Raw genomic sequence first — 23,454 nt, forward strand, 5'->3', positions numbered from 1 at the left:
AAGGAAAACGCGCCGCTTTCGCGGCGCGTTCCGCAACAACTCGCGGGCGCGAGCTACTTCGCGACGAGCGGGCAGTTGCCGTCCTTCATCGGACGGTACGCCTGGTCGCCCGGCACCGTGGCGATCAGCTTGTAGATGTCGTCCTTGCCCTTGGATTCGGCGGGTGACTTGACCTGGAACAGGTACATGTCGCGCACCAGGCGGCCGTCCTCGCGCAGCTTGCCGTTCTTGGTCATGACGTCGTTCACCGGCAATTCGCGCATCTTGGCCATGACGGCCTTGGCATCGTCGGTGCCGGCCGCCTGCACCGCCTTCAGGTAGTGCAGCGTCGAGCTGTAGACGCCGACCGTCAGCATGCTGGGCAGCTTGTCCTTGCGCTTGCGGTAGCGCGCCGTCCAGGCCCGGGTCTCATCGTTGAGGTCCCAGTAGAAGGCCTCGGTCAGCACCAGGCCCTGGGCCACGGGCAGGGTGAGCGACTGCACGTCGGTGGCGAACACCAGCAGGCCGGCCAGCTGCTGGCCGCCCTTGACGATGCCGAACTCGTTGGCCTGCTTGATGGCGTTGATGGTGTCGGCGCCGGCATTGGCCAGGCCGATGATCTTGGCCTTCGACGCCTGCGCCTGCAGCAGGAACGAGGAGAAATCCTGGGTCGACAGCGGATGCTTCACGCCGCCCAGCACCTTGCCGCCGGCGGCGGTCACGACGGCCGTGACGTCACGCTCCAGCGCGTGGCCGAAAGCGTAGTCGGCAGTGAGGAAGTACCAGGAATCGCCGCCCGACTTCACGACGGCCGAGCCGGTGACATGGGCCAGGGCATAGGTATCGTAGACCCAGTGCGCGCCGGTGGCGGAGCAGGCGGGGCCCGTCAGGTCGACCGACGCGGCGCCGGTGTTGATGTCGATCTTGCCCTTCTCCTGGGCGATCTTGCGCACCGCCAGCGCCACCGACGAGGTGCCGATGCCGGTGATCATCGACACGCCGTCGACGTCGTACCATTTGCGCGCGATGGCGGCGCCGACATCGGGCTTGGTCTGATGGTCGGCCGACAGGATCTCGATCGGCCGGCCCAGCACCTTGCCGCCGAAATCGTCGATGGCCATCTGCATGGCCTCGACCTCGCCGATGGTGAGGTCGCCGTAGACGCCGGAGAAGCCTTCCATCACGCCGATGCGCAGGGGCGCCTGGGCCCAGGCGCCGCCGGCCGACAGAGCGGCCAGGAAAAGGCCGCAGATCAGATGTTTCCTCACGCGAATGCCTCCACTGCTTGATTGGGCTTTGCCGCCATTTCCCCGCGTCGTCGGGAACAACGGTTGCCTTCACCTTAATGCGTGATCAGCGGACAGTCGCCGCCTTTCGTCGGACGATGAGCCTGATCGCCGGCACCGCGGCGATCAGTAGCGATCGTCGTTCGCCTACGGTCTGCTCAGTTCTTGACCAGCGGGCAGTTGCCGTCCTTCATCGGGCGATAGGCCTGGTCGCCGGGCACGGTGGTGACCAGCTTGTAGAGGTCGTCCTTGCTCTTGGACTCGGCCGGCGTCTTGACCTGGAAGACATGCATGTCGCGGACGAGACGCCCGTCCTCGCGCAGCTTGCCGTTCCTGGTCATCATGTCGTTGACCGGCAGCTCGCGCATCTTGGCCATCACGGCCTTGGCATCGTCGGTGCCGGCCGCCTGCACGGCCTTGAGGTAGTGCAGCGTGGCGCTGTAGGCGCCGGCGATCACCATGTTGGGCAGCTTGTCCTTGCGCTGGCGGAACTTGGCGGTCCAGGCCCGGGTCTCGTCGTTGAGATCCCAGTAGAACGCCTCGGTCAGGATCAGGCCCTGGGCGAGCGGCAGGGTCATCGCCTGGACGTCGGTGGCGAAGTTCACCAGGGTGACCAGCTTCTGGCCGCCCTTGCCGATCGCGAACTCGTTGGCCTGCTTGATGGAGTTGACGGAGTCGGCGCCGCCGTTGGCCAGCGCGATGATCTTGGCCTTCGATGCCTGCGCCTGCAGCAGGAAGGAGGAGAAATCCTGGGTCGACAGCGGATGCTTGACGGTGCCCACGATCTTGCCGCCGTTGGCGGTGACGACCGCGGTCAGGTCGCGCTCGATCGCATGCCCGAAGGCGTAGTCGGCGGTGAGCAGGAACCACGTGTCGTCGCCGGCCTTGGCCAGCGCCGAGCCGACGACCCGCGCCAGGGCGTAGGTGTCGTAGACCCAATGCGCGCCGGTGGCGGAGCAGGCGGGACCCGTGAGGTCGACCGTGCCGGCGACGGTGTGGATGTCGATCTTGCTGCGCTCCTGGGCGATCTTGCGCACGGCCAGGGCCACCGACGAGGTGTCGATGCCGGTGATCATCGACACGCCGTCGACATCGTACCATTTGCGCGCAATGGCGACGCCGATATCGGGCTTGTTCTGGTGGTCGGCGCTCAGGATCTCGATCGGCCGGCCCAGCACCTTGCCGCCCATCTCGTCGACCGCCATCTGGGCCGCCTCGACCTCGCCGCCGATGAGGTCCGAGAAGACGCCCGTGAACCCGCCGATGACCCCGATGCGCAGCGGGGCGGGGGCCTGCGCCCAGGCGCTGCCGACCGCCAATGACGCCAGCGCAAGGCCGGCGACGAGGATCTTCCTCATGTACTTCCCCCGATTTGATGTTACCGATGTCCGCTGTTCCGGACGCGGCGAAGAACCACGCAAGATCCTTCGCCGCGCCGGGATGAGATAAAGCCTAGTTCTTGATCAGCGGGCAGTTGCCGTCCTTCATCGGACGGTACGCCTGGTCGCCCGGCACCGTGGCGATCAGCTTGTAGATGTCGTCCTTGCCCTTGGACTCCGACGGCTTCTTCACCTGGAACAGGTACATGTCACGCACCAGGCGGCCATCCTCGCGCAGCTTGCCGTTCTTGGTCATCATGTCGTTGACCGGCAGCTCGCGCATCTTGGCCATCACGGCCTTGGGCTCGTCGGTGCCGGCTGCCTGCACCGCCTTCAGGTAGTGTAGCGTGGCGCTGTACGTGCCGGCGATGTTCATGTTGGGCAGCTTGTCCCTGAGCTTGCGGAACTTGGCTGTCCAGGCCCGGGTCTCGTCGTTGAGATCCCAGTAGAAGGCTTCCGTGAGCATCAGGCCCTGGGCAACCGGCAGGGATAGCGATATCACGTCGGTGGAGAACATCAGCAGGGCCGCCAGATGCTGGCCGCTGTCGGTGATGCCGAACTCGTTGGCCTGCTTGATGGCGTTGACGGTGTCGCCGCCGGCATTGGCGAGCGCGATGATCTTGGCCTTCGACGCCTGCGCCTGCAGCAGGAAGGACGAGAAATCCTGGGTCGAGATCGGGTGCTTGACGCTACCCACCACCTTGCCGCCGTTGGCGGTGACCACCGCCGTCACGTCGCGCTCCAGGGCATGGCCGAAAGCATAATCGGCGGTCAGCATGTACCAGGTATCGTTGCCGGCCTTGGCCAGCGCCGAGCCCGTGACATTGGCCAGCGCATAGGTGTCGAACACCCAATGGGCGCCGGTGGCGGAGCAGGCGGGGCCCGTGAGGTCGACCGTGCCGGCCGCGGTGTTGAGGTCGATCCTGCCCTTCTCCTGGGCGATCTTGCGCACCGCCAGGGCGACCGACGAGGTGTCGATGCCGGTGATCATCGACACGCCGTCGACGTCGTACCATTTGCGCGCGATGGCGGCGCCGATATCCGGCTTGTTCTGGTGGTCGGCCGACAGGACCTCGATCGGCCGGCCCAGCACCTTGCCGCCGACCTCGTCGACCGCCATCTGGGCCGCCTCGACCTCGCCCAGGGTGACGTCGGCATAGACGCCGGAAAAACCACCCATGACACCGATGCGCAGCGGCGCCTGCGCAAACGCGCCGCTCGCCGACAATGCCGCCAGCACAAGGCCGGCCAGAAGCCCTTGACGCATGTTGAACGCTCCATCCCGAGATTTGGCTTTTTTTGTCCGTGCGCGGCGCGGGGCTGCTCGGCCATCGCCGCGCACGGGATGCTCAGGGCGCATGCGCGCCCGTTCATGCTCGATCCAGCAGCAGCGGCCATTCTGCCTGGCCCTGTGCTGTCGCGGCACAGCCTCTGTCTAGTTCTTGATCAGCGGGCAGTTGCCGTCCTTCAGAGGACGGAAGGCCTGCTCGGCCGGGACCGTGGCGATCAGCTTGTAGATGTCGTCCTTGTCCTTGGATTCCGACGGCGCCTTGACCTGGAACAGGTACATGTCGCGCATCACCCGGCCGTCCTCGCGCAGCTTGCCGTCCTTCGTCATCATGTCGTTGATCGGCAGCTCGCGCATCTTGGCCATCACCGCCTTGGGCTCGTCGGTGCCGGCGGCCTGCACGGCCTTCAGGTAGTGCAGCGTGGCGCTGTAGACGCCGGCCGTCGTCATGTTCGGCACCTTGTCCTTGCGCTTGCGGAACTTGGCCGTCCATTCGCGGGTCTGGTCGTTGAGATCCCAGTAGAACGACTCGGTGAGCACCAGACCCTGGGCCGCGTTCAGCCCCAGCGCCTGCACGTCCGACGTGAACACCAGCAGGCCAGCCAGCTTCTGGCCGCCCTTGCCGATGCCGAACTCAGTAGCCTGCTTGATGCTGTTGATCGTGTCGGCACCGGCGTTGGCCAGCGCGATGATCTTGGCCTTCGACGCCTGCGCCTGCAGCAGGAAGGACGAAAAGTCCTGTGTCGAGATCGGATGCTTGACGCCGCCCACGACCTTGCCGCCCGCCGCGGTCACCACGGCGGTGACATCGCGCTCCAGGGCGTGGCCGAAGGCGTAGTCGGCGGTCAGGAAGAACCACGAATCGTTGCCGGCCTTGACCAGGGCCGAGCCGGTGACCTGGGCCAGCGCGTAGGTGTCGTAGGCCCAGGACGCGCCGGTCGCCGAGCACGCCGGTCCGGTCAGGTCGACCGTGGCCGAGCCGACATTGAGATCGATCTTGCCCTTCTCGGCTGCGACCCGGCGTACCGCGAGGCCCACGGAAGAGGTGTCGATGCCGGTGACCATCGACACGCCGTCGACGTCATACCACTTGCGCACGATGGCGGCGCCGACATCGGGCTTGTTCTGGTGGTCGGCCTGCAGGATCTCGATCGGCCGGCCCAGCACCTTGCCGCCGACCTCGTCCGCGGCCATCTGCGCTGCTTCATACTGGCCGGCGGTAAGGTCGCCGTACACGCCGGAGAACCCGGCCACCACACCGATCCGCAACGGCGCCTGGGCAAAGGCGCTGCCGGCAGTGAACAATGCCGCCAGCACGGCACCGGCAACTACGCGATTCAATGAAGCCTCCCTCATACACTAACGGTACGTGAAGGCGTTATAACACTTCGCTTGTCCGACGCCATAGCGGGGCCCGCCGCGATGCCTGCGACGTCCTGGCACCGCGCGCATGCGGCGGCTATGCCTGCAGATCGATCACATCGCCGGCCATCTCGCGCACCAGGTGGCGTTGAACCTTCTCGGTCTCGGTCTTCGGGATGCGCGTCACGAATTGGACATACCGCGGCAACATGAAATCCGGGATCTTGCCGGCCAGGAATGCCCGTACCCCGGCTGCGGCGATCGGCGAGGAAACCACCAGCACGGCCTTGATTTCCTCACCGAATATCGGATCGGCAATGCCCACGACCGCGGCATCCTCGACGCCCGGGCAGCGCAGCAGGGCAGTCTCGATCTCGACCGGGGAAACGTTCTCGCCCCCACGCCGGATGATCTCGCGCAGCCGGCCATGGAAGGTGAGGTAGCCATCCGCGTCGAGCGATCCGGCATCGCCGGTGTGGAACCAGAAATTCCGCGCCGCGGTCCAGGTGGCCTGGGGATCCTTGTAGTAGCCGGAGAGGATCACGAAGGGCGTGCGCGGCCGCACCGCGATCTCGCCGCGCGTGCCGGCCGGCACCGGCCGGTCGTCGGCGTCGACGATCCGCACCTCCATGTCGGGGCGGGCGAGGCCGCAGGTGCCGACGCGGCGCGCATCGTCGGTGTTGGCTGTCACCCAGCCGCCGATCTCGGTCATGCCGTAGAGCTCGTGGACCTGCACGCCGAACCGGCTCTCGATGGCCTGCCATGCCGCGACGGGCGCGCCGCCGCCGATGCAGCGGCGCAGCCCATGGTCGTGATGCACACCCGTGAGCCGGCTCGCGAGCATGGCGAGCACCGTCCCGACATAGGTGAAGCAGGTGCATCCGAACCGGCGCGCATCCCCGAAGAAGGACGACACGGAAAAGCGCGGCCGCAGCACGATGGCGCAGCCCACCGTCAGGGCCGACATCACCGCGTACATCTGCGGGTTGGCGTGAAACAGCGGCAGGAAGACCATGATCCGGTCATCGGGCGTGAGCTGCAGCAGGCGCGCCGTGTGCTCGCCGCAGGCCAGGTAGGCGCGGTGGCTGTTGACGACGCCCTTGGGCCGGCCGGTCGTCCCCGACGTGTAGATGATGGCGCATGCATCACCCTCATGCCCGTCATGGCCGGCAGCCGCTTCGCCGGCGCGCGCCGCGGCGAACAGATCGTCCTCGCCGTCGAACGCCAGCACCTGGCGGCCGGCCAGGACCGGCGCGATATCGTCCTGCCGTGCCGCCAGGATCGCGCGCTCGATCAGGACCACCTTGGCATCGCTGTGCTCGATGCCGTGGCGCAGCCCGTCACCGACCAGGCCGGTGTTGAGCGAGACCATCACGGCGCCGCGATGGGCGATGGCGAACCATGCGATCAGGAAGGCCGGCCGGTTGGAGCAGATCAGCGCCACGTGATCGCCGGCGCCGACGCCGTGCGCGGCCAGGACCTGGGCATAGCCGCGCGACAGTGCGTGCACGTCCTGCCATGTCAGCGTCAGCGTGTCGGTGATGACGGCAGCGCGATGCCCGCTGCGGCTCGCCGTCCGCGCCAGGCAGGCGCTCAACGTCGTCACGCGCGTCGCGCCCCCGGCGCCGCCGTGAGGCCGGCGGCCGCCAGCAGGAATTTCGCGGCCGTGTTCTTGAGCACCTCGGACGAGCCGCCGGCGATCTCATAGGCCTTGGCATCGCGCAGGTAGCGGCCGAAGGGCGCGTTCTCCATCACGCCGTAGGCGCCGCACACCTGCACCGCCCGGGCCGCCACGTCCGTTGCCACCGCCGATGCCTTGAGCTTGGCTTCGCTCGACCAGCGCGCGATCTGCTCGTGGCGGTCAAGCGCCGTGCACGCCCGGTAGATCAGCAGGCGGGCGGCGTCGATCTCCGACAGCATGTCGGCGAAGTACCACTGGATGCCCTGGAACTGCAGCACCCGCTGGTCGAAGGCCACGCGGTCGCGGGCGAAGGTCAGGGCGCCCTCGAACGCGGCGCGGGCGATTCCGATGCTGATGGCGGCGGCCATCGTGCGGGAGTAGTCGAGCACCGTCACCGCCTGGCGCACGCCCTTGCCTTCCTCGCCGATGAGGTGGTCCAGCGGCACCCGCACGTCGGCGAACACCACGTTCATGTGCGGGCCGTTGCGCAGCCCGAACGTCGCCGAATTGGGGCCCTTGTAGATCGACAGGCCCTTGGCGTCGCGCGGCACCGCGAACACGCTCACGCCGATGTCGGTCTGCGCCAGGATGACGAAGAACTCGGCGGCGGAGCCGGATGTGATGAAGTGCTTCTCGCCGGTGATCACCCAATCGTCGCCGTCGCGCCTGGCCTTGGTGTCGAGCTGGCGGATGTCGCTGCCATGGCCGGCCTCGGTCAGGGCATAGGAGGAAAGCAGGCCCTCGGCGAAGGCGGGCAGGTAGCGCGCCTTCAGGCTGTCGCGGCCGAAGCGGCCGATCATGGTCTGCGCCTGCAGGATGGTGATCAGCGACACGCCGACCGCGGCGCTCGCGACGGACAGCTCCTCGCACACCGTCGCGGCATGAGCGTAGCCGAGCCCCTGGCCACCATGCTGGCGGTCGAGGACCACGGTGCTCAGCCCGGCCTTCGCCAGGCCTTTCATGATCTCCACGGGATAGATGTCGTCGCGGTCGATGCGCTCGGCGTGCGGCGCCACGTGGCTGGCGACATGGCGCCGCACGCCGGCGGCATAGTCTTCATCGACGAAGGGGGACCACAGGGTTTCCTTCAGCCGATCCGGGGACGCGTCGGGCATCGCAGGCTTCCTCATCGTCGGGGAGCAGGGCGCAGGACAGGAGAGGCCGTCACCTGGCGACGACGTGCGCGCACTTGCTCTCCGAGAGCGGCGCGAAAGCCTGGTCGCCTGGGATGGTCGCGCGCAGGCTCAGCAGATCCCACGGCTCCTTGGAGTCGGCCGGCGCCTTGACCTTGAAGCTGTAGAGGTCGTGCACCATCAGCCCGTCGTCGCGGATGTAGCCGCTTTGCGTGAACATGTCGCGCACCGGCGTGGCGCGCATCTGGCGGACGACCGTCTGCGCGTCGACCGTGCTGGCCGCCTTCACCGCCTTGAGGTAGTGCAGCGTCGCCGAGTAGAGGCCGGCCTGCACCATGGTCGGCATCTTGCCATGGCGCTCGAAGAAGCGGCGCGACCAGGTGCGGCTGGCCTCGTTGAGGTCCCAGTAGAAGGCGGACGTCATGTACATGCCCTGGGCGAGCGGCAGGCCCAGGCTGTGCACGTCGGTGATGAACAGCAGCGCCGCGGCCAGCGTCTGCTGCCTCTGGATGCCGAACTCCCTGGCCTGCTTGATCGTGTTGATGGCATCGGCGCCGGCATTGGCGAGGCCAACGACCTTGGCGCCCGACGACTGGGCCGTCAGCAGCTGCGAGGCGAAGTCGGTCGTGGCGGCGGGAGGATGCTTGGCCGAGCCCAGCACCTTGCCGCCGGCGGCCCGCACGCCAGCCGTGGCGCCTTCCTCCATCGACCGTCCGCCGGCGTAGTCGGCAGTGATGAAGAACCACGTGCTGCCACCCTCGCGCGTGACGATCTCGGCCGTCGAGCGGCCGACCGCGAAGGTGTTGTATGTCCAGTGCAGCACCGTCTTCTGGCAGTCCTCGCTGGTCAGGCTCGGCTGTCCGGACGACGTCATCAGGATCACCTTGTCGTAGACCGGCGCGAGCTTGGAGACAGCCAGCGCCACCGACGCGCCGGTGACGTCGGTGATCATGTCGACGCCGTCCTGGTCGAACCAGCGCCGGGCGATGTTGGACGCCACGTCGGCCTTGTTCTGGTGATCGGCGGAATAGAGCTTGATCTTGAAGGAGGGCTTCTCCGCCGCCTCGAAATCCTCGATCGCCATCCGCGCGGCGATGACGGAGCCGGCGCCGACGAGATCGGAATAGGCGCTTGCCATGTCGGTCAGCACGCCGATCCGCACCTCGTCCTTCATCGAGGGCTTCTGCGCCGCCGCGGAAAAAGCGGCGAGCAAGCCCACCGTCGCCATGCCGGCAAACATCGCCAGCTTCCGCCGTCCTGCCATGCTCATTTCCTCCGGATCGCGCCAGATCGCGTCGATGAAGCCGCCTCGAGCGGCCGGCTTCTTGCCTGCAAACGTCATGCAATCGGGGAAGCGAGTCAACACTAAATGAAAATCGGTTCAATTTTCAAAATGATATTGACCTCGATGCCATACCGGGCATAGTCGTGCGCGAAAGATGCCGAGGGAGGGCAACAGCACCATGGGCTTGACGCGCGCTCTGCACCGCGCCGTGCAGGTGAACGGCAATGGCGCCGCGACGATTGCCGGCGCACGCGTGCAAAGCTGGCGCGCCTTCACGGATCGCGTGGCGCGTCTGGCAGGTGCCTTGCAGGCGCGAGGTGCCGGCCGCGGCGCGCGCGTGGCGATGCTGGCCCGCAACAGCGACCGCTATCTCGAGTATTACTACGCGACGTTCTGGGCCGGCGGCATCGCGGTGCCGATCAACACGCGTTGGGCAGTCCCGGAGATGGTGTTCGCGCTCGACGATGCAGGCGCCGAGATCCTGATCGTCGACCATCATTTCCAGCACCTCGTGCCCGAGATCGCACAAGCCGCGCCGCGCCTGCGGACGATCGTGTTCTGCGGCGACGGGCAGGGGCCGGCCGGCGCTCTGGCGTGGGAGGAGATGGCCGCGCACGGCGACCCGATCGACGATGCCGACGGCGACTGGGACGAGGTTGCCGGCATCTTCTATACCGGCGGCACGACCGGGCGTTCCAAAGGCGTGATGCTGAGCCACGGCAACCTGTTCACCAACAGCATGGCGGAGGCGATCTGGCTCAATCTGCGCCAGCGCTCGTCCTACCTGCACGCGGCGCCCAGCTTCCACCTGGCCGACGCGGCTGCCGGCTTTGCCACCACCGCGGTGGCGGGATGCCATCTCTTCGTCGACGCCTTCGACCCGTCGGCAGTTCTGGACGTGATCCGGGCGCGCGGCGCGACGCACCTGCTGCTCGTGCCCACCATGATCCAGATGCTGCTGGAGCATCCGGCGTTCGTGGCCGACGACATGCGGTCGGTCGAGACGATCTTCTATGGCGGCTCGCCGATGTCGGAGGCGCTGCTGGCGCGCGCCATCTGGGCCTTTCCCAACGCCGCCCTGGTCCAGGCCTACGGCATGACCGAGACCACCGCGATCGCCACCGTCCTGGAGCCCGGCTACCACACCCTGGCCGGCCCGCTGGCCGGCCGCCTGAACTCGGTCGGCCGCGCCGCCTCGCATGTCGAGGTCCAGGTCGTCGACGGCCGGGGTGCCGAGCACCCGCCCGGCGGCGTCGGCGAGATCGTCGTGCGCGGCCCCAACGTGATGAAGGGCTACTGGAACCTGCCCGACCTGACTGCTGCGACCGTCCGCAATGGCTGGATGCATACCGGCGATGCCGGCTACATGGATGCCGACGGCTTCCTTCATGTCGTCGACCGCCTGAAGGACATGATCATCTCGGGCGGCGAGAACGTCTATTCCGCCGAGGTGGAGAATGCGATCGCACAGCATCCGGGCGTGCGGCTGTGCGCCGTCATCGGCATTCCCGATGCCCGCTGGGGCGAGGCCGTCCACGCCGTTGTCTGGCCCACCGGGCCCGCCGCGGTCCGCGGCGAGGAGATCATCGCGCACTGCCGCAAGCTCATCGCGGGATACAAATGCCCGCGCAGCGTCGACGTCACCGACCGCCCGGTGCCCTTGTCGGCCGCCGGCAAGATCCTGAAGAACGTGCTGCGGGAGCCCTACTGGGACAGCCAGGGCAGGCAGGTCCATTGACAGCCGCATGACAAGGAGAGGCAGCAATGAAACGGTCGATCTTTTCGGAAGAGCATGCCGCCTTCCGGTCCTCGGTCCGTCGGTTCTACCAGGAGCACATCACGCCGCATCGTGACCGGTTCGAGGAGCAGGGCTTCGTCGACCGCGAGGTGTGGCGCAAGGCAGGCGAGCTCGGCTTCCTGTGCACGACCATCCCGGAGGAATACGGCGGCGCCGGCGTCGACCGGCTGTATCCCGCCATCCTGATCGAGGAGCAGGGCCGCGCCGGCGACAGCGGCCCCGGCTTCTGGGTGCACTCCGACATCGCCGCTCCCTACATCCTCGCCTATGGCAGCGAGGCGCAGAAGCGGACGTGGCTGCGGCGCCTGGCCTCCGGCGAGGCGATCCTGGCGGTCGGCATGAGCGAGCCCGGCGCCGGCTCGGACCTGCAGGCGATCCGCACGCGCGCCGTGCGCGATGGCGACGAGTACGTCATCACCGGCTCCAAGACGTTCATCTCCAACGGCTGGAACGCCGATCTCATCGTGCTGGTGTGCAAGACGGACCCGAGCGCCGGCGCCAGGGGCATCTCGCTCATCCTGGTGGAGACCAATCGGCCCGGCTTCCGGCGCGGCAAGCTGCTGAAGAAGCTCGGTCTGCGTGCCCAGGATACCGCCGAGCTCTATTTCGACGATCTGAGGGTGCCGGCATCCAATCTCCTGGGCCAGGAAGGCGAGGGCTTCGGCTACCTCATGAAGCAGCTCGCCTGGGAGCGCATGCAGATGGCCATCCTGGCGCTGGCCGTGTGCGAGAAATCGATCGAGGACACGCTGGGCTACACCGGCGAGCGCCGCGTGTTCGGCAAGGCCGTGGCCGACTTCCAGAACACCCAGTTCCGGCTGGCCGAGCTCGCCACCGAGACCCAGGTGGGACGGGTTTTCGTCGATCACTGCCTGGAGCTGGTGGTGCGCGACGCGCTCGACCCCGTCACCGCGGCGATGGCGAAGTACTGGTGCACGGAGATGCAGGGGCGGGTGGTCGACGGCTGCCTGCAGCTCTATGGCGGATACGGCTTCATGTGGGACTATCCCATCGCGCGCGCCTATGCCGACGCGCGGGTGCAACGCATAGCCGGTGGGACCAACGAGATCATGAAGCAGATCATTGCCAAGGCGCTGCCGTCCATCGTCTCGGACTTCGAGGCCTGAACGGATGACCACGCTCTCGACCGACGCCGTCAAGCGGCCGCGCCGCAAGCGCCGCACACGCGAGGAACGCGCCCGCGAGAACTGGGACGCGCTGATCAACGCCGCGGCCGAGATCGTGGGCACCGACGGCTACCAGGGGGCCAACATCGCGCAGGTCACGTCCCGGGCCGGCCTGGCGCTGGGCACGTTCTACCAGTACTTCGAGAGCCGGCAGGACCTGTTCGACAAGCTGCTGCCCGAGGTCGGCGGCCGGCTGCTGGGCGCGCTCGGGCAGGAGATCCAGGGCGCCAGCACCGCGGTCGAGGTCGAGGAGCGGGGCACGAAGGCCTATTTCGAATACGCCAAGGCAAATCCGTCGACCCTGCGCGTCTTCACGGAGGCGCAGGTCTTCGCGCCGGCAGCCTACGAGCAGCACATGGCCAACGTGCTGAGCCACTATGCCGCCTCGCTGCGCGGCAGCAAGGGGCAGGGCGACTTCGCCAATTTTTCGGCCCGGGAGCTCGAGGTCCTGGCCCTGATCCTGATCGCGGCCCGCACGCTGCTGTACCAGCACTACAGCCGCCAGGGCGACGTCCCGGCCTGGGTGCTGCGCACCTACATGAAGATCATCCGGGCACTGGCCGGGATGCCGGCGTCGTAGCACCCCTGATCCTCGCTGCGCTCGGATGTCGGACGCGCTGCGTGCAATCCCCTGACCATCACCAAGCATGGAGCATTGGCATGAGCGAACCCGTCGTTCCGGTTCCAACGCCGGAGACGCGCCACTTCTGGGAGGGCACCGCTGCCGGCGAGCTGCGCCTGCAGCGCTGCGACGACTGCAGCAAGGCGTACTTCCCGCCACGGCCGTTCTGTCCCGCCTGCGCCTCGCGGCGCGTCTCGGTCTTCAAGAGCAGCGGCCGCGCGCGCTTGCACAGCTACGTCATCAGCCACCGCAACGCGCCGGGCTTCACCGCGCCCTACGCGATCGCGCTGGTCGAGCTGGAGGAGGGCCCGCGCATGATGTCGAACATCGTCGACTGCCCGCAGACTCCTGAAGCATTGCGCCTGGATATGCCCCTGGCGGCGACGTTCCGGCAGGTCAGCGACACGATCTGGCTGCCGCAGTTCAAGCCCACGGAGATCTGACCATGCGCAAGCCACGCGCGGCCATCGTCGGCGCCGCCGAAACCACGCAGCTCGGCGTCATCCCAGGCATGTCGCAGCTGCAGCTTCATTGTGATGCTGCCCTCAATGCCCTGGCCGATGCCGGGCTGACGCCGAAGGATATCGACGGCATCGCCTGCGCCGAGGAGATGCCCTGGCTGATCGCCCACCAGCTCGGCATCACGCCGACCTGGGTCGACGGCACCGATGTCGGCGGCTGCTCCTACATCATGCATCTGAGCCATGCCGCGGCCGCCATCGAGGCCGGGCTGTGCACCACCGTGCTGATCACGCACGGCGAGAGCGGCCGCTCCCAGGTCGGTGTCGGGCCGCTCGACATGAAGTGGACCGACATGCACCGCCAGTTCGAGCTGCCCTTCGGTGTCTGGGGGCCGCCGAGCCTGTTCACCATCCCGGTGCTGCGCTACATGAAGACGTATGGTCTTACCGAGGCGCAGCTCGCCGGCGTCGCGGTGGCGCAGCGGCAATGGGCGGCGCTCAACCCGCGGGCCACGCTGCGCGCGCCGACCACGGTCGACGAGATCCTGAGCTCGCGCATGGTCGCCTATCCGTTCCGCAAGCTGATGTGCTGCCTGGTCACCGACGGCGGCGGCGCGTTGATCGTCACCGCCGCCGAGCGGGCCCATGACCGGGCGCAGCGGCCGGTCTACCTGCTGGGCAGCGCCGAGGCGCTGGAAATGCCCATGATCAGCCAGATGGAGGACCTCACCTCGAGCAAGGCATTCCGGGTCTCCGGCCATCACGCCCTGGCGCGCGCCGGCGTCACGCATGCCGATGTCGATCACCTGATGATTTATGATGCATTTGCCCATCTGCCGATCTACGGCCTGGAGGATCTCGGCTTCGTGAAGCCGGGCGAGGCCGGCGCCTTCATCGCCGAAGGGCGCACTGCGCCCGGCGGCGAGCTGCCCACCAACACCAACGGCGGCGGGCTTTGCTACATGCATTCCGGGCGCTACGGCATGTACGCCCTGCAGGAGGGCGTGCGGCAGATGCGGGGCACGGCAGCCGCGCAGGTGGCCGGCGCCGAGATCTCGGTCGTGCACGGCGTGGGCGGCATGTTCGGCGCGGCCGCAACGGCGGTCCTCTCGAGCAACGGCTGACCGCGCCCATCTGCCATCCTGAACGCGGCGAGGGATCTCTTCAGGTCCCTCGTCCCGTATACAATACAATCATCTCGCATGGCTGGAAGCGTGGCGCGGGCTCGCCCGGACATTCCGTGCAGCGGGCTCGCCGGGTGATGCTGCGTGCGGCGTTGTTTTTGGCCGCGGGCTCGTGCTATGGCTCGGTCCACAGGGAAGGCGCGTATACCAAGAAGGCAAGATGCAGAACGATATCATTCTCGAGGCGACAGGCCTGACGAAGGAGTTTTTGGGCTTCGTCGCCGTCAAGGATGTTAATTTGCGCGTGCGTCGACATTCGATCCACGCGCTGATCGGCCCCAATGGCGCCGGCAAGACAACCTGCTTCAACCTCCTGACCCATTTCCTGGTGCCGACATCGGGGCGCATCCGCTTCAACGGCGTCGATATCACGGGTCGGTCACCGGCCGCGATCGCCCGCATGGGGCTGGTTCGTTCATTTCAGATTTCGGCCGTGTTCCCGCACCTCACGGTGCGTGACAACGTGCGCGTGGCGCTGCAGCGGCCGCTGCGCAACTCCTTTCAGTTCTGGCGCAGCGACAGCATGCTCGACCGGCTGAACGATCGGGCGCTGGCGCTGATCGAGGCGGTGGGTCTGGCGCCCTATGCCGGGCTGCCGGCGGTGGAGCTGCCCTACGGTCGCAAGCGGGCGCTGGAGATCGCCACCACCCTGGCGCTGGAGCCCGAGATGCTGCTGCTGGACGAGCCGATGGCCGGCCTGGCGCACGAGGATATCGACCGCATCGCGCAGCTGATCCGCAAGGTCGCGGCCGATCGCACGGTGCTGATGGTCGAGCACAACATGTCGGTCGTGGCCGACCTCTCCGATACCATCACCGTCCTGGCGCGCGGCGAGAAGCTGGCCGAGGGACCATATGCTGAGGTGTCGAAGCATCCCCAGGTGATCGAGGCTTATGTCGGGACGGGCCATGGCTGATCCGCTGTTGAAGGTTTCCGGCCTGAACGCCTGGTACGGCGAGTCGCATATCCTGCACGGCGTCGACTTCGAGGTCGGCAAGGGCGAGCTCGTCACGCTCCTGGGCCGCAACGGCGCCGGCAAGACCACGACGCTGAAGGCGATCATGGGCATCGTCGGCAAGCGCACCGGCCAGATCCGGTTCGAAGGGCAGGAGCTGGCGGGCAGCACGTCCGACATCATCGCGCGTGCCGGCATCGCCTATTGCCCCGAGGAGCGGGGCATCTTCTCCAGCCTCAATGTCGAGGAGAACCTGATGCTGCCGCCGGTGGTGAAGCCGGGCGGCGTCACGGTGGAGGAGATCTACACGCTGTTTCCCAACCTGCTGGAACGTCGCCGCAGCCAGGGCACCAAGCTCTCGGGCGGCGAGCAGCAGATGCTGGCCATCGGCCGCATCCTGCGCACCGGCGCCAGCATGCTGCTGCTCGACGAGCCGACCGAGGGCCTCGCGCCGGTGATCGTGCAGCGTATCGGCGAGGTCATCCGGCAGCTCAAGACGCGCGGCTTCACCGTGCTGCTGGTCGAGCAGAATTTCCGCTTCGCCGCGACCATCGCCGACCGGCACTACATCGTCGAGGACGGCCGCGTCGTGGACATGGTCGTGGCCGCCGATGTCGAGCGCAGCATCGACAAGCTGCACGACTACCTGGGTGTCTAGGTGCGGCGCGTGGTCTTGTTGCAAGCGTGCCACTCCAGTGGCGCACGGCCCGCCGGGCCGGCTCGTGTTGCGATGCTGCTGACGGTCCGGCGCGGCGCGCCGGTGCGCCACTGGAGTGGCGCGCTCCCAGCGAGCGTGTGAGGGCTTGATGTTCGAGCTGATCGGGATTCCACCGCAAGCGTTGTTCGGCCAGCTCCTGCTGGGCCTCATCAACGGTGCGTTCTACGCCATGCTCAGCCTCGGCCTGGCGGTCATCTTCGGCCTGCTCAACGTCATCAACTTCACGCACGGCGCGCAGTACATGATGGGCGCGTTCGCGGCTTGGCTGCTGCTGACCGTGCTGGGCATCCCGTTCTGGGCGGCGCTGGTGCTGGCACCAATAATCGTGGGATTCACCGGCGTGCTGATCGAGCGCCTGCTGCTGCGGCGCATCTACCACCTCGATCACCTCTACGGCTTCCTGCTGACCTTCGGCCTGGCGCTGATCATCGAGGGCGTGTTCCGCTGGAAATGGGGCTCGTCGGGCCAGCCCTACGACAATCCCATCCCCGGCGGCGTCAATCTCGGCTTCATGTTCCTGCCGTACTACCGCGGCTGGGTGGTGATCGCCTCGCTCGTGATCTGCCTGGCCACCTGGTACGCCATCGAGCGCACCCGGCTGGGCGCCTACCTGCGGGCGGCGACCGAGAACCCGACCCTGGTGCGGGCGTTCGGCATCAACGTGCCGCGCATGATCACGCTCACCTACGCGTTCGGCGTCGGGCTGGCGGCCCTGGCCGGCGTCCTGGCGGCGCCGATCCAGCAGGTCTCGGCGCTGATGGGCACCAACCTGGTGCTGGTGGTGTTCGCCGTGGTGGTGATCGGCGGCATGGGCTCGATCATGGGCTCGATCCTCACGGGCTTCGGGCTGGGCCTGATCGAGGGCCTGACCAAGGTGGCGTATCCGCCGGCCTCCAACATCGTCATCTTCGTCGTCATGGCCCTGGTCCTGCTCGTCAAGCCGGCCGGCCTTTTCGGGCGGACCAAATGAGCACACGCAACGTCGGATTCCTGCTGCTGGCGGTGGCGCTGGTCGCGCCGTGGGTGGCATACCCGGTCTTCCTCATGACGGCGCTGTGCTTCGCGCTGTTCGCCTGCGCCTTCAACCTGCTGATCGGCTACGCCGGCCTGATGAGCTTCGGGCACGCCATGTTCTTCGGCCTGGCAGGCTATGTCTGCGGCCATGCCATCAAGGTCTGGGGCTGGCCGCCCGAGCTGGCGATGCTGGGCGGCGCCCTCGCGGCCGGCGCGCTGGGCGTCGTCACCGGCGCGCTGGCGATCCGGCGCCAGGGCATCTATTTCGCGATGATCACGCTGGCCTTCAGCCAGATGGTCTACTTCTTCTGCCTGCAGGCGCCGTTCACCGGCGGCGAGGACGGGCTGCAGGGCATACCGCGCAGCCCGATGCTGGGCGGCCTCTTGCCCGTCCACAACGACATGGTGCTGTACTACGTCGTGCTGGCGATCTTCCTGTTCGGGTTCGGCGCGATCTATCGCATCATCCATTCGCCCTTCGGGCAGGTGCTCAAGGCGATCCGCGAGAACGAGCAGCGCGCCGTGTCGCTGGGCTACAATGCCGACCGCTACAAGCTGGTGGCGTTCATCCTGTCGGCGACCCTGGCCGGCCTCGCGGGCTCCCTCAAGGCTGTCGTCATGCAGTTCGCGACCCTCACGGACGTCACCGCGGCGATGTCGGGCGAGGTCGTGCTGATGGCGCTGGTCGGCGGCATCGGCACCATCTTCGGCCCGGTCGTGGGCGCCGTTATCATCATCACCATGCAGAATTACCTCGCTGCCACCGGCGAGTGGGTGCTGGTCATCCAGGGCGTCATCTTCGTCGCCATCGTGCTGGCGTTCCGCAAGGGCATCGTGGGCGAGATCGCCGACCGCTGGCGCGCCTACAGCGCCGGCAGCAGGAAATAGCAGGCGTTCGTCACGCGAGTCGGGACTGTCATCCCGAGAGTTTGTGATTTTATTCTTCCCCCGGAGGGGGAAGGTGGCGCGAAGCGCCGGAAGGGGGATGTCGCAGCGGATTCGATGCAGCTCATGACAGCGAATTCGTTCAAACATCCCCCATCCGCCCCTTCGGGGCACCTTCCCCCTCCGGGGGAAGGATTAAGTCACACGCTCCGAGCGCAGCGAGGGATCTCCTGCGAATTGCGCACCGTGCGCCTTGCCGCAGGAGATCCCTCTCCTGAGCCTGTCGAAGGGGCGCCCGGGATGACGGGGGCCTCACCCTGCCGCCCTGGCCGGTCACCGGTCGCAGGGGTATCCTGGCCGCGGAAACCCGCCGGCGCGCCGCTCGTTGTACAAGGCGCCTGCGGGCAGCCCGGCAGCGGAGCGTGATCATGACCAAGCAGACCAAGTTCCACGTCTGGTACTGGATCGCCGCGTTCGGCGGCCTGCTGGTGCTGCAGTACATCTTCGCGATGAACCAGCAGGTCGCGCAGATCCCGTACAGCGACTTCGAGAAGTACCTGCAGGAAGGCAAGGTCGCGGAGGTTGCCGTCTCCGACCGCTTCATCCAGGGGCAGCTGAAGGATCCGCTGCCGGGCGGGCAGAAGCGGTTCGTCACCACCCGCGTCGAGCCGGATTTCGCGGCCCAGCTGCAGCGCTACAACGTCCGCTTCAACGGCCAGATCGAAAGCACGTTCTTGCGCGACCTGCTGTCGTGGGTCGTTCCGGTGCTGCTGTTCCTCGGCGTCTGGATGTTCCTGCTGCGCCGCGCCGGCACGATGGGCGGCGGCCTGATGCAGATCGGCAAGAGCAAGGCCAAGATCTATGTCGAGGCGAACACGGGGGTGACCTTCAGCGACGTCGCCGGCGTGGACGAAGCCAAGGCCGAGCTGGAGGAGATCGTCTCCTTCCTGAAGAACCGGGAGCAGTACGGCCGGCTGGGCGGCCGGCTGCCCAAGGGCATCCTGCTGGTCGGCCCGCCGGGCACCGGCAAGACGCTGCTGGCCAAGGCGGTGGCGGGGGAGGCCAAGGTGCCGTTCTTCTCGATCTCCGGCTCGGAGTTCGTCGAGATGTTCGTGGGCGTGGGGGCCGCCCGGGTCCGGGATCTTTTCGAGCAGGCACGCGCCAAGGCGCCGGCGATCATCTTCATCGACGAGCTCGACGCGCTGGGGCGCGTGCGCGGCATCGGTCCTTTCGGCGGCGGCCACGATGAAAAGGAGCAGACCCTCAACCAGCTGCTGGTGGAGCTGGATGGCTTCGATTCGTCGGCCACGGGCCTGGTGCTGCTGGCGGCGACGAACCGGCCCGAGATCCTCGACCCGGCGCTGCTGCGTGCCGGGCGCTTCGATCGCCAGGTGCTGGTCGACCGGCCCGACAAGCCGGGCCGCATCCAGATCCTGCAGGTGCACCTCAGGAAGGCCAAGCTCGCGGCCGACGTGGATCCGGAGAAGGTCGCGGCGCTGACGCCGGGCTTCACCGGCGCCGATCTCGCCAACCTGGTGAACGAGGCGACCCTGCTGGCCACGCGCCGCGGCGCTGATGCCGTGACCATGGACGACTTCAACAATGCCGTCGAGCGTATCGTCGCCGGCCTGGAGAAGCGCAACCGGCTGCTCAATCCCAAGGAGCGCGAGGTCGTGGCGCATCACGAGATGGGGCACGCGCTGGTCGCGATGGCGCTGCCCGGGACCGACCCCGTGCACAAGGTCTCCATCATCCCGCGCGGCGTCGGCGCGCTGGGCTACACGATCCAGCGGCCCACCGAGGATCGCTTCCTGATGACGCGTCAGGAGCTGCTCGACAAGATGGCGGTGCTGCTGGGTGGCCGTGCCTCGGAGTGGATCGTCTTCAAGCACCTCTCGACCGGCGCCGCCGACGACCTCGCCAAGGTCACCGACATCGCCCGCGCCATGGTCACGCGCTACGGCATGTCCGAGAAGATCGGCCATGTCGCGCTTGAGAAGGATCAGCGTTCCTATCTCAGCCCCAATGCCTTTCCCGGCGGGCCGCGAGAGCGGGACTTCTCGGACGAGACCGCAGCTTCGATCGACGAGGAGGTGCGCCGTATCGTCGACGATTCCTTCGATCGAACCGCGGCGATCCTGACCGAGCGGCGCGCGCTGCTGGAGCGGGCGGCGCGCCGCCTGCTGGAGAAGGAGACGCTCGATGAGGCCGAGCTCAAAGCCCTGGTCCAGGAAGCCCGGCCGCCGGTGCGGGGCGAGGCAGCATCGTGACGTCTTTGCGCGTGCATCGATATCTTGGAGCGCCCGTCGCGGTGCGATAGGCTTTCGCCCATACCTGCCTGACCAGGGGCTCTGACCGTGACGTTACATCAAAGCGACACCGAAGCCGCGATCGTCGAGACCGCCCGGCGCGTGCTGCCGGCCGGCGGCTTCGGCAACACCGCCAGCGAGGTTGTGATCCGCGAGGGCAAGGGCGGCCGCGTCTGGGACGCCAGCGGCAATGCCTATGTCGATTTCCTGCTCGGTTCCGGCCCGATGCTGGTCGGCCACGCCCATCCCGACGTCAACCGGGCGGTGCTGGATCAGGTGCCGCGCGGCACCACCTTCTTCGCCAACAACGAGCACGGCATCCGGCTGGCCGAGGCGGTCGTCGAGGCGGTGCCTTGCGCCGAGAAGGTGCGCTTCGTGTCGACCGGCTCCGAGGCCGACCTCTATGCCATGCGGCTGGCGCGCGCCTATCGCAAGCGCGACAAGATCCTGAAGTTCGAGGGCGGCTATCACGGCATGAGCGACTACGGGCTGATGAGCCTGTGGCCGACGCGTCCCGGCAACTTCCCGCAGGCGGCTCCCGATTCCGCCGGCATTCCCGCGTCGCTGCGCCAGGAGATGCTGGTGGCGCCGTTCAATGACCTCGACGCGGCATCGGCGCTGGTGGCGGAGCACCGCGACGAGCTGGCCGGCGTGATCGTCGAGCCCATGCAGCGCTCGATCCCGCCGCGGCCGGGCTTCCTCCAGGGCTTGCGCGAGCTCACCGCGCGCCACGGCATCCCGCTGATCTTCGACGAGGTCGTGACCGGCTTCCGCTTCGCCTATGGCGGCGCGCAGGCCTATTACGGCGTGACGCCGGACCTCTGCACCCTGGGCAAGGTGATCGGTGGCGGCTTCCCGCTGGCCGCCATCGCCGGTCGCGCCGACATCATGGCGCATTTCGACCGCGGCGCGGTAGGCGAGGCCGGCTTCCTGCCGCAGATCGGAACGTTGAGCGGCAATCCCATCGCGGCGGTCGCCGGCCTTGCGACCTTGGACGTCCTGCGCCGCCCCGGGACCTACGAGCGCCTGTTCGCGACCGGCAGGACCCTGATGGAAGGGCTGCGCTCGCGTCTCGAGAAGGCAGGTGTCAAGGCACGGGTGACCGGCGAGCCGCCGCTGTTCGACGTCGTCTTCGCCGACGGCGAGATGCGCGACTACCGCGACACGGCGCGCGGCGATGCCCAGATGATGCGGCGCTTCAACCAGGTGCTGCGCGAGAACGGCGTGCTCAAGGGCGACAGCAAGTTCTACATCTCCCTGGCGCATGACGAGCGCGATATCGCGACGGCGCTGGCGGCTTTCGACGTCGCGGCCGCGGCGCTGGCGGGATAGGGAATGAGGTCGGGCCGCGCCGCTCCAGCGGCGCATCATGATCATGAGGCGGCGCTGGAGCGCCGCGGCCCGACCGTAACGAATTGGCTCAGATCACCTGCCGCAGCACGTGGCGGCGGTTCCTGGTGTGGGGCCGCACCTGCGCCGCCCAGCGGCCGGCCTCGACGGCGTCCTGCCAGGCCTGGCTCAGCAGCACGTCCGGGCTGTCGAGCTCATAGATGGCGGTATAGGTGGGCTCGCCTTCGCCGATGAGCGGCTTCTTCTCGCCGCCGATCATCACGGCGGCCGGCGCCGTCTTGGCACGGCTGACGCCCCGCACGCCGGGAACGCGCCGGATGAACCCGATATGCTCGTCATAGACCTCGTTGAACAGCGCCTCCTTGTCGGGCTCGACATCCATGGAGACGATGAAGAGGTATTTGCTAGCCATGGCTCCCTCCTGTGCAAGGTAGTACCCGAAATCACTGGTTGGTGTGACACACCTGTCATCCCGAGCGCAGCGAGGGATCTCCTGCGGCAGAGCGCACGGTGCGCCATTCGCAGGAGATCCCTCGCTGCGCTCGGGATGACAATCGTGACCCGCTTTCCACCGGATAGCAGATAGCAGCTTCCCCCCATTACGCCGGCGCCTTGGGTGCGTGCTTGCCGGTGAGCTGCGGTGTGGGGCCGGCCTGCCCCTTGTTCTGGCGGTCCAGGCGGGTCTCGCGCAGCCAGGTGCGCTTCAGGTCGTCGCGCACGTTGATGCGCAGGCGGCCCAGCCCCTGAGTCTCCAGCTCGATGCGGTCGCCGTCCTGGAAGCTCGACAGGCCGCGGTGGTTGGTGCCGGTCGCCAGGACATCGCCCGGCTCCAGCGTGTGGATCGAGCTCACCCATTCGATGCAGCGCGGGATCTTGTAGGCCATGTCGCTGGTGTTGAAGTCCTGCTTGATCTCGCCGTTGACCCAGAGCCGGACGGCGAGATTGTGCGGGTCGGCGATCTCGTCGGCCGTCACCAGCCACGGCCCCATCGGCGCGAAGCTATCGCGCGACTTCATCTGGTAGAAGACGTTGCCGGCCGGCGGCAGGCCGCGGGCCGAGCCGTCGATGAAGTTCACGTAGCCGAAGACATGGCTCATGGCATCGGCCGCGCGCACATTGGTGGCGCGCTTGCCGATCACCACCGCCATCTCCGCTTCGCCTTCGAAGATCGTCGCCGGCACGTCGGGCAGCACCATGGTGTCGCCGTCGCCGATGACGGCGCTGGGCGATTTGTGGAAACCGTTGATCGGCGCCGGCTCGCGCAGCGTGCCGTTCTCCATGTAGTTCTGCGCCATGCAGTCGATGTTGACGGGCCGGGGCAGGGGTGGGCGCAGGCGCACATCGGCCAGCTTCCTGCCCGGACCACGCCGGGCGGCATCTTCCAGGCGGGCGCGGTACTGCTCGAAGCGCACGATCAGCCCGCTGATGAGATCGTGGGGCCCGGTATGCGGGATGTCGCGCACCTCGGACGAGACATCGACAACGCTGTCGCCCTGGATCACACCCGGCACGAAATCATCGAAGTACGCCAGCTTCATGGAGCTCTCCTTTCTGAACCCTCTTCGCCCGACAGGCGAG

The 23,454-nt window shown here is 67.5% G+C and carries 20 protein-coding genes; 11 read left to right on the plus strand and 9 right to left on the minus strand.

Going from position 1 to position 23,454, the window contains the following annotated elements:
- Positions 1–53: 53 nt before the first annotated feature.
- The 7 genes from FHP25_RS28030 to FHP25_RS28060 form a co-directional block, all read right to left on the minus strand.
- The gene (locus tag FHP25_RS28030; RefSeq protein WP_408068554.1) at positions 54–1,247 is read right to left on the minus strand and encodes an ABC transporter substrate-binding protein; all 1,194 of its coding nucleotides are present in this window, start codon (positions 1,245–1,247) and stop codon (positions 54–56) included.
- A gap of 176 nt (positions 1,248–1,423) precedes the next feature.
- Complete coding sequence (locus FHP25_RS28035; protein WP_147850287.1) at positions 1,424–2,623, minus strand: ABC transporter substrate-binding protein; 1,200 nt, start codon at positions 2,621–2,623, stop codon at positions 1,424–1,426.
- Positions 2,624–2,717: 94 nt separating this feature from the next.
- On the minus strand, positions 2,718–3,911 hold the full coding sequence (locus FHP25_RS28040) for an ABC transporter substrate-binding protein (RefSeq protein ID WP_147850288.1): 1,194 nt from the start codon (positions 3,909–3,911) through the stop codon (positions 2,718–2,720).
- 168 nt (positions 3,912–4,079) lie between these two features.
- Positions 4,080–5,288, minus strand: coding sequence for an ABC transporter substrate-binding protein (locus FHP25_RS28045; protein WP_147850289.1), 1,209 nt, complete (start codon positions 5,286–5,288; stop codon positions 4,080–4,082).
- Positions 5,289–5,391: 103 nt separating this feature from the next.
- Positions 5,392–6,900 carry a class I adenylate-forming enzyme family protein gene (locus FHP25_RS28050; RefSeq protein ID WP_147850290.1) on the minus strand — a complete coding sequence of 503 codons (1,509 nt, stop codon included), beginning with the start codon at positions 6,898–6,900 and terminating at the stop codon, positions 5,392–5,394.
- The gene (locus FHP25_RS28055; protein WP_147850291.1) at positions 6,897–8,090 is read right to left on the minus strand and encodes an acyl-CoA dehydrogenase family protein; all 1,194 of its coding nucleotides are present in this window, start codon (positions 8,088–8,090) and stop codon (positions 6,897–6,899) included. The genes FHP25_RS28050 and FHP25_RS28055 overlap by 4 nt, the downstream gene beginning before the upstream one ends.
- Positions 8,091–8,139: 49 nt before the next feature.
- A complete protein-coding gene (locus FHP25_RS28060) occupies positions 8,140–9,372 on the minus strand; it encodes an ABC transporter substrate-binding protein (RefSeq protein WP_231712507.1) in 1,233 nt (410 codons plus the stop codon).
- Positions 9,373–9,571: 199 nt separating this feature from the next.
- On the opposite strand from FHP25_RS28060, the gene FHP25_RS28065 reads away from it, so the two are divergent.
- From FHP25_RS28065 to FHP25_RS28115, 11 genes are all read left to right on the plus strand, one after another.
- Positions 9,572–11,131, plus strand: coding sequence for a long-chain-fatty-acid--CoA ligase (locus FHP25_RS28065; protein ID WP_147850292.1), 1,560 nt, complete (start codon positions 9,572–9,574; stop codon positions 11,129–11,131).
- 26 nt (positions 11,132–11,157) lie between these two features.
- Positions 11,158–12,318 carry an acyl-CoA dehydrogenase family protein gene (locus tag FHP25_RS28070; protein WP_147850293.1) on the plus strand — a complete coding sequence of 387 codons (1,161 nt, stop codon included), beginning with the start codon at positions 11,158–11,160 and terminating at the stop codon, positions 12,316–12,318.
- 4 nt (positions 12,319–12,322) lie between these two features.
- Positions 12,323–12,958 (plus strand): TetR/AcrR family transcriptional regulator, encoded by a 636-nt coding sequence (locus FHP25_RS28075; protein WP_147850294.1) that lies wholly within the window; start codon positions 12,323–12,325, stop codon positions 12,956–12,958.
- A gap of 80 nt (positions 12,959–13,038) precedes the next feature.
- Positions 13,039–13,443: a Zn-ribbon domain-containing OB-fold protein gene (locus FHP25_RS28080; protein ID WP_147850295.1), complete on the plus strand. Its 405-nt coding sequence runs from the start codon at positions 13,039–13,041 to the stop codon at positions 13,441–13,443.
- A 2-nt stretch (positions 13,444–13,445) separates the two neighbouring features.
- Positions 13,446–14,585, plus strand: a complete 1,140-nt coding sequence (locus FHP25_RS28085; protein ID WP_147850296.1) for a thiolase C-terminal domain-containing protein — start codon at positions 13,446–13,448, stop codon at positions 14,583–14,585.
- A 220-nt stretch (positions 14,586–14,805) separates the two neighbouring features.
- On the plus strand, positions 14,806–15,561 hold the full coding sequence (locus FHP25_RS28090) for an ABC transporter ATP-binding protein (protein WP_147850297.1): 756 nt from the start codon (positions 14,806–14,808) through the stop codon (positions 15,559–15,561).
- Positions 15,554–16,258 carry an ABC transporter ATP-binding protein gene (locus FHP25_RS28095; RefSeq protein ID WP_147850298.1) on the plus strand — a complete coding sequence of 235 codons (705 nt, stop codon included), beginning with the start codon at positions 15,554–15,556 and terminating at the stop codon, positions 16,256–16,258. The genes FHP25_RS28090 and FHP25_RS28095 overlap by 8 nt, the downstream gene beginning before the upstream one ends.
- 148 nt (positions 16,259–16,406) lie before the next feature.
- Entirely contained in the window at positions 16,407–17,288 is an 882-nt protein-coding gene (locus tag FHP25_RS28100; RefSeq protein ID WP_147850299.1) for a branched-chain amino acid ABC transporter permease, read from the plus strand.
- Positions 17,285–18,220, plus strand: a complete 936-nt coding sequence (locus FHP25_RS28105; protein ID WP_147850300.1) for a branched-chain amino acid ABC transporter permease — start codon at positions 17,285–17,287, stop codon at positions 18,218–18,220. Before FHP25_RS28100 ends, FHP25_RS28105 begins: the two co-directional genes overlap by 4 nt.
- Before the next feature lie 425 nt (positions 18,221–18,645).
- On the plus strand, positions 18,646–20,487 hold the full coding sequence (gene ftsH, locus FHP25_RS28110; RefSeq protein WP_147850301.1) for an ATP-dependent zinc metalloprotease FtsH: 1,842 nt from the start codon (positions 18,646–18,648) through the stop codon (positions 20,485–20,487).
- Between the two features lie 87 nt (positions 20,488–20,574).
- Positions 20,575–21,858 carry an aspartate aminotransferase family protein gene (locus FHP25_RS28115; RefSeq protein ID WP_147850302.1) on the plus strand — a complete coding sequence of 428 codons (1,284 nt, stop codon included), beginning with the start codon at positions 20,575–20,577 and terminating at the stop codon, positions 21,856–21,858.
- A gap of 88 nt (positions 21,859–21,946) precedes the next feature.
- Here the strand turns inward: FHP25_RS28115 and FHP25_RS28120 are convergent, their stop codons facing one another.
- Positions 21,947–22,288, minus strand: a complete 342-nt coding sequence (locus tag FHP25_RS28120) for a hypothetical protein (RefSeq protein WP_147850303.1) — start codon at positions 22,286–22,288, stop codon at positions 21,947–21,949.
- A gap of 187 nt (positions 22,289–22,475) precedes the next feature.
- Positions 22,476–23,414: a fumarylacetoacetate hydrolase family protein gene (locus FHP25_RS28125; protein WP_147850304.1), complete on the minus strand. Its 939-nt coding sequence runs from the start codon at positions 23,412–23,414 to the stop codon at positions 22,476–22,478.
- Between the last annotated feature and the right edge of the window lie 40 nt (positions 23,415–23,454).

It is taken from the genome of Vineibacter terrae (assembly GCF_008039615.1).
Lineage (GTDB): Bacteria > Pseudomonadota > Alphaproteobacteria > Reyranellales > Reyranellaceae > Vineibacter > Vineibacter terrae.

Coding starts and splice junctions, on each gene's coding strand:
- FHP25_RS28095 (WP_147850298.1), top strand. CDS start 15,554: ATGGCTGATCCGCTGTTGAAGGTTTCCGGCCTGAACGCCTGGTACGGC.
- FHP25_RS28040 (WP_147850288.1), bottom strand. CDS start 3,911: ATGCGTCAAGGGCTTCTGGCCGGCCTTGTGCTGGCGGCATTGTCGGCG.
- FHP25_RS28085 (WP_147850296.1), top strand. CDS start 13,446: ATGCGCAAGCCACGCGCGGCCATCGTCGGCGCCGCCGAAACCACGCAG.
- FHP25_RS28070 (WP_147850293.1), top strand. CDS start 11,158: ATGAAACGGTCGATCTTTTCGGAAGAGCATGCCGCCTTCCGGTCCTCG.
- FHP25_RS28055 (WP_147850291.1), bottom strand. CDS start 8,090: ATGCCCGACGCGTCCCCGGATCGGCTGAAGGAAACCCTGTGGTCCCCC.
- FHP25_RS28125 (WP_147850304.1), bottom strand. CDS start 23,414: ATGAAGCTGGCGTACTTCGATGATTTCGTGCCGGGTGTGATCCAGGGC.
- FHP25_RS28065 (WP_147850292.1), top strand. CDS start 9,572: ATGGGCTTGACGCGCGCTCTGCACCGCGCCGTGCAGGTGAACGGCAAT.
- FHP25_RS28045 (WP_147850289.1), bottom strand. CDS start 5,288: ATGAGGGAGGCTTCATTGAATCGCGTAGTTGCCGGTGCCGTGCTGGCG.
- FHP25_RS28120 (WP_147850303.1), bottom strand. CDS start 22,288: ATGGCTAGCAAATACCTCTTCATCGTCTCCATGGATGTCGAGCCCGAC.
- FHP25_RS28035 (WP_147850287.1), bottom strand. CDS start 2,623: ATGAGGAAGATCCTCGTCGCCGGCCTTGCGCTGGCGTCATTGGCGGTC.
- FHP25_RS28075 (WP_147850294.1), top strand. CDS start 12,323: ATGACCACGCTCTCGACCGACGCCGTCAAGCGGCCGCGCCGCAAGCGC.
- FHP25_RS28090 (WP_147850297.1), top strand. CDS start 14,806: ATGCAGAACGATATCATTCTCGAGGCGACAGGCCTGACGAAGGAGTTT.
- FHP25_RS28080 (WP_147850295.1), top strand. CDS start 13,039: ATGAGCGAACCCGTCGTTCCGGTTCCAACGCCGGAGACGCGCCACTTC.
- ftsH (WP_147850301.1), top strand. CDS start 18,646: ATGACCAAGCAGACCAAGTTCCACGTCTGGTACTGGATCGCCGCGTTC.
- FHP25_RS28060 (WP_231712507.1), bottom strand. CDS start 9,372: ATGGCAGGACGGCGGAAGCTGGCGATGTTTGCCGGCATGGCGACGGTG.
- FHP25_RS28100 (WP_147850299.1), top strand. CDS start 16,407: ATGTTCGAGCTGATCGGGATTCCACCGCAAGCGTTGTTCGGCCAGCTC.
- FHP25_RS28105 (WP_147850300.1), top strand. CDS start 17,285: ATGAGCACACGCAACGTCGGATTCCTGCTGCTGGCGGTGGCGCTGGTC.